This window comes from Pseudonocardia sp., from assembly GCF_025465255.1.
In the GTDB taxonomy this organism is placed as follows: domain Bacteria; phylum Actinomycetota; class Actinomycetes; order Mycobacteriales; family Pseudonocardiaceae; genus Pseudonocardia.
The window spans coordinates 1-4319 of record NZ_JAODNI010000126.1 but is presented as its reverse complement, the minus strand read 5'-3'; the positions used below and the strand labels follow the sequence as shown (position 1 = coordinate 4319).

The 4319-nt window shown below is 70.0% G+C and carries 4 protein-coding genes and 2 pseudogenes; all 6 read left to right on the top strand.

Annotated elements, in window-relative coordinates:
- Positions 1-211: 211 nt before the first annotated feature.
- Positions 212-867 (top strand): annotated as a pseudogene (locus JWP64_RS15665) (IS701 family transposase); the annotation flags it as partial.
- A gap of 13 nt (positions 868-880) precedes the next feature.
- Positions 881-1216 (top strand): annotated as a pseudogene (locus JWP64_RS15660) (PIN domain-containing protein); the annotation flags it as partial.
- A gap of 558 nt (positions 1217-1774) precedes the next feature.
- Entirely contained in the window at positions 1775-2518 is a 744-nt protein-coding gene (locus tag JWP64_RS15655) for an SDR family oxidoreductase (RefSeq protein WP_297497148.1), read from the top strand.
- 168 nt (positions 2519-2686) lie between these two features.
- Complete coding sequence (locus JWP64_RS15650; RefSeq protein ID WP_297497145.1) at positions 2687-3088, top strand: ester cyclase; 402 nt, start codon at positions 2687-2689, stop codon at positions 3086-3088.
- Positions 3089-3219: 131 nt separating this feature from the next.
- Complete coding sequence (locus tag JWP64_RS15645; RefSeq protein ID WP_297497142.1) at positions 3220-3813, top strand: TetR/AcrR family transcriptional regulator; 594 nt, start codon at positions 3220-3222, stop codon at positions 3811-3813.
- A gap of 48 nt (positions 3814-3861) precedes the next feature.
- Positions 3862-4074, top strand: coding sequence for a PIN domain-containing protein (locus JWP64_RS15640; protein ID WP_297497139.1), 213 nt, complete (start codon positions 3862-3864; stop codon positions 4072-4074).
- The last annotated feature ends 245 nt before the right edge of the window (positions 4075-4319 follow it).

The following is a 4319-nucleotide window of genomic DNA, read 5'->3' as shown; positions in this document are numbered from 1 at the left end:
ATGACCTGGTGCTCCATTTTGGAGAAGGCCGCCAGCGAGCGAGTGGGCTCGATCCCCTACGAAATTTGGGACCTGCACGCCGAGTCCAAGCCGGGCCCCACCGACAGCGCCGGAGGGCCGCTGCTAGTACTACAACGGCAGTCGGCGTGTCGTGAGAGGCTGAAGCGCGTCGGGCGGTGACGATCACAGTGTGGTTGATCTTGCTGGGTGGGTGTCGGCGTTGGACGCGGTGGTGGGGTTGATCGGGCGCTGGTTCACGCGTTCGGAGCCGCGAGCCCGTGCCGGCACCTATGTGCGCGGCCTACTCGCGGGCCTGGAGCGCAAGAACGGGTGGACCTTGGCCGAGCATGCCGGGGCGTTGTCGCCGGATGGGATGCAGCGGCTGCTGCGGACCGCGGACTGGGACGTCGAGGGTGTGCGCGACGACGTTCGTGGCTACGTCCTCGATGAGCTGGGCGACACCTCGAGCGGGGTGTTCGTTGTCGACGAGACGGGGTTCGTCAAGAAGGGCATCCGTTCGGCCGGGGTGGCGCGCTAGTACACCGGCACCACCGGGAAGATCGACAACTGTCAGGTCGGGGTGTTCCTGGCCTACGCCTCTGCCAAGGGGCGGGCGTTGATCGACCGGGAGCTGTATCTGCCGACGTCGTGGACCGAGGACCCGGATCGCTGCGCGGCCGCCGGGATCCCCGCCGAGGTCGGGTTCGCGACCAAGCCGCAGCTCGGGATCGCCATGCTCACCCGGCCTGGCGGGCCGGACTGCTGGGCGGCGAGTCGTGGGTGACCGCCGACGAGCTCTACGGGCAGAACCCGACCTTCCGGGCCTGGCTGGTCGACCACGAGATCCCGTTCGTGCTGGCCACCCGCCCGCGGCGAGCCCGGCGCCGAGGTGGTCGACCCGCTGCTCTCCGCCGCGGTGATGTCCGCGGCGAACTGGTCGGAGACCTGGCAGAAGCTGCACCAGCACGGCGTCGACGCTGACCGGGCCACCCGCCGGCTCCGCGTGCTCGGGGTCCGGGTCGAGCCGCTCACCGCCGCCGACGCGGTCACCGCCGCCCGGCTCCGGGACCGCGGCCGCCCCGCGGGTCTGTCCCTCGGCGACCGGTGCTGCCTGGCCCTCGCCGAACGCGTGGGGTGTGCCGCGGTCACCGCCGACGCCGCCTGGGCCCAGCTGCCCCTCGACGATTTCGCCCTGACCGTCCGGCTCATCCGCTGACCAGCCTCGTCATCCAACTGTCCCGACCGAACGAGGAGACACGATGGCCCAGGATCCAGCAGGCCCCTACCGGTCGCAGTCCCCGGCGTCGTCTTCCCTCGGACAGCGGAGGCGACCGAGTCCAATGCAGAGCGTGGAAGCTCATCCTGGTTGGGCTACCCCGGAACAAGCAGGCCGCCGCCACGCCTTGACCGCCGTGGATACCCGGCGAAAGTCCAGGCTAGGCCCACCAATTAACCCACAATTGACGGTCGTCGCTTTGGACGAAGACGTACGGCCGACCCCGTAATCGATAGCCCCGATCGCACCGCCGCCAATTTTGTGTCCCCAGGGAGACCCAGGGGATCCTCGGGATCGACCCGGGGCTGGGGGCGGAGTTCTCGCGGGGGGAGTGCGGCGGCGCACCTCGTGTGCGGCGGCGGTGAATCGGCCAGGAAGGGACCTCGTTGGGTACGCGCAGCCGCCCGCACCCTACTCGACGGTTGACCGGCTAGACAGACCGGTCTAGAGTCGGCAGTGTAGTGAACAGACAGGCCTACTCAACCGCTGGAGCCTGACATGTCGGAACAACGGCTCGACCTCGACAGCCATCCGCAGACGGCGCTGGTCACGGGCGCAACATCGGGCATCGGACGCGCGGTGGCGCTGAAGCTTGCCGATGACAGGTTCGCGGTGCTCGTGCACGGGCGGGACGCTGCGCGCGGCGAGCAGACGGTCAAGGAGATCGTGTCCGCGGGTGGCCAGGCACGGTTCGTCGCGGCCGATCTGGGCAGCGCGGTGGACGTGCAGCGCCTGGTCGACGAGGCCGGGGACGCCGATGTACTGGTCAACAACGGCGGGTTCTCGTGGTTCGGGCCGACGCCCGAGCTCGACGTCGACACGTTCGACGCGCTTTTTGCCAGCAACGTCCGCTCCGCGTACTTCCTGGTGGCGGGGATCGCGCCGAAGATGGCCGCCCGCGGTGGTGGAAGCATCATCAATCTGTCCAGCATGGCGGGGCAGATCGGCCTCGCCGGCGGTGCCGCTTACGGGGCGACGAAGGCGTGCTTGGCGTCGCTGACCCGATCCTGGGCGGCGGAGTTCAGTCCGAGCGGTGTGCGGGTCAACGCGATCGCTCCCGGGCCGGTGTACACCGGCGGCTCCGATCCTGCGCTCATCGAGTCGCTGGGGACGACCACGCTGCTCGACAGGGCCGCGGGCCCGGAGGAGATCGCCGAGGTCATCGCCTTCCTCGCCTCGCCGAAGGCGAGCTACGTGACCGGCGCGGTCGTCGCCGCCGATGGCGGCCGGACCGCGGTCTGACGGCGCGACCTGGCGCGGTCGCAGCAACTCCCGAGGAATCCGGTGACGGCAACGCACGGTGGACACCGACGGAGCTCGGCAGCGGCCCACTGACGGCTTCCGCGCCGCGTCGCGTTCTACCTGAGAGCTTGGAAACTGTCGGCGATCGTTCCCTGAGCGGAGGCCGCCATGTCCGCGCCCGAACAGAACAAACGGCTTGTCCTTGAAGCGTTCGACACGTTGTTCAACCGACGCGACTATGCGCGCGCCGAAACCTACTGGTCGCCGCACTACATCCAACACAGCGCGCATATCCCGCCAGGTCGGGATGGCCTGTTCAACCTGGTCAAGGGCCTGCCCGACACGTTGCGCCACGAAACTGAGCTGATCATGGCCGAGGGAGACATGGTCATGCTGCGGGGCCGTTTCTCTGGGCACGGCCAGCCAGCACCGTGGATCGTGGTGGACACCCTCCGGGTGCGCGACGGCGTGCTCGTCGAGCACTGGGACGTCATCGAAGACGAGGTCTCACGCGAGGCGTCCGTTAGCGGGCTACCCATGTTCGGCGACGGGTTCCCCGAAGACCGCTGATCACACCGCGCAGGGTCCAGGTTGATTCATCCACGTCAGCGCCGCCTGTCCTCGCCGAAGCCGTCACCGCCATATCACGGCCCACCGTGGCACCCCGACGGATAGACAGATCGGTCTGCTAAGGTGGGGTTATGTCCGGAAAACCCCAGGGCCGGGCTTCGGCCCGCGAAAGGCTGTTGGCGGCCGCGAGCGAGCTGTTCTACGCCGAGGGCGTCAACACGGTCGGGATCGATCGCGTGATCGAGCACGCCGGGGTGGCCAAGGCCAGCCTGTACAACGCTTTCGGCAGCAAGGACGAGCTGGTCCGCGCCTACCTCAGGGCCCGGCACGCGACGACGCGCGAGCGCATGACGCGCGAGCTCGAGGCGCGGTACGCGACGCCCGCTGAGCGGCTCGTCGGCGTCTTCGAAGTACAAGGGCTCTCTTTCACCGATCCCGCGTTCCGCGGGTGTGCGTTCGTCAGCGCCAAGGCCGAGGCGCAGCCCGGCAGCGCCGCGGACGAGGCCGCCGACGAGTACCGGTCCTGGGTGCACTCGCTGTTCTTCGACCTCGCCCAGGACGCCGGGGCACACGACCCCAAGCTGCTCGCGCAACAATTGGTGCTGCTCTACGACGGCGCGGGGATCGGCGCCTGGATGGACAGCGACCCCAGCGCTGAGGCGGCGGCGCGCAACGTCGCCCAGACCCTCGTCAGCGCCGCGATCGCCCGGCGGCCCTCGCAGTAGACCAAGGGCTCACCGCGCTCGGGGAGCTACACGTCCCGCCGGCTCCGCGTGCTCGGGGTCCGGGTCGAGCCGCTCACCGCCGCCGACGCGGTCGCCGCCGCCCGGCTCCGGGACCGCGGCCGCCCCGCGGGCCTGTCCCTCGGGGACCGGTGCTGCCTGGCCCTCGCCGAGCGCCTGGGCTGTGCCGCAGTCACCGCCGACACCACCTGGGCCCAGCTACCCGTCGACGATCTCGCCCTGACCGTCCGACTCATCCGCTGACCAGCACCCGTCATCCAGCTGTCTGCAGCGAACAAGGGCACGCGATGGCCCAGGCTCCCGCGCCGGCCCCCGGTCGCGGTCCACGGCCTCGACGACGAACTCAGCCCGGCGACCTGGCGAACTGGAGCCCGACCTCACGCCGGGCCCCAGCCGTGCCCGGCCGACCCCACGGTCGGCCTGCGACCGGGGAGCGGACGAACAACAACCGCACGACGCGCTGCTGACAGCCACACCGCGCGAGACCC

What these genes read in the sequence shown, in the direction of transcription:
- JWP64_RS15655 (WP_297497148.1), top strand. Translation starts at nt 1,775, where the DNA reads ATGTCGGAACAACGGCTCGACCTCGACAGCCATCCGCAGACGGCGCTG.
- JWP64_RS15650 (WP_297497145.1), top strand. Translation starts at nt 2,687, where the DNA reads ATGTCCGCGCCCGAACAGAACAAACGGCTTGTCCTTGAAGCGTTCGAC.
- JWP64_RS15645 (WP_297497142.1), top strand. Translation starts at nt 3,220, where the DNA reads ATGTCCGGAAAACCCCAGGGCCGGGCTTCGGCCCGCGAAAGGCTGTTG.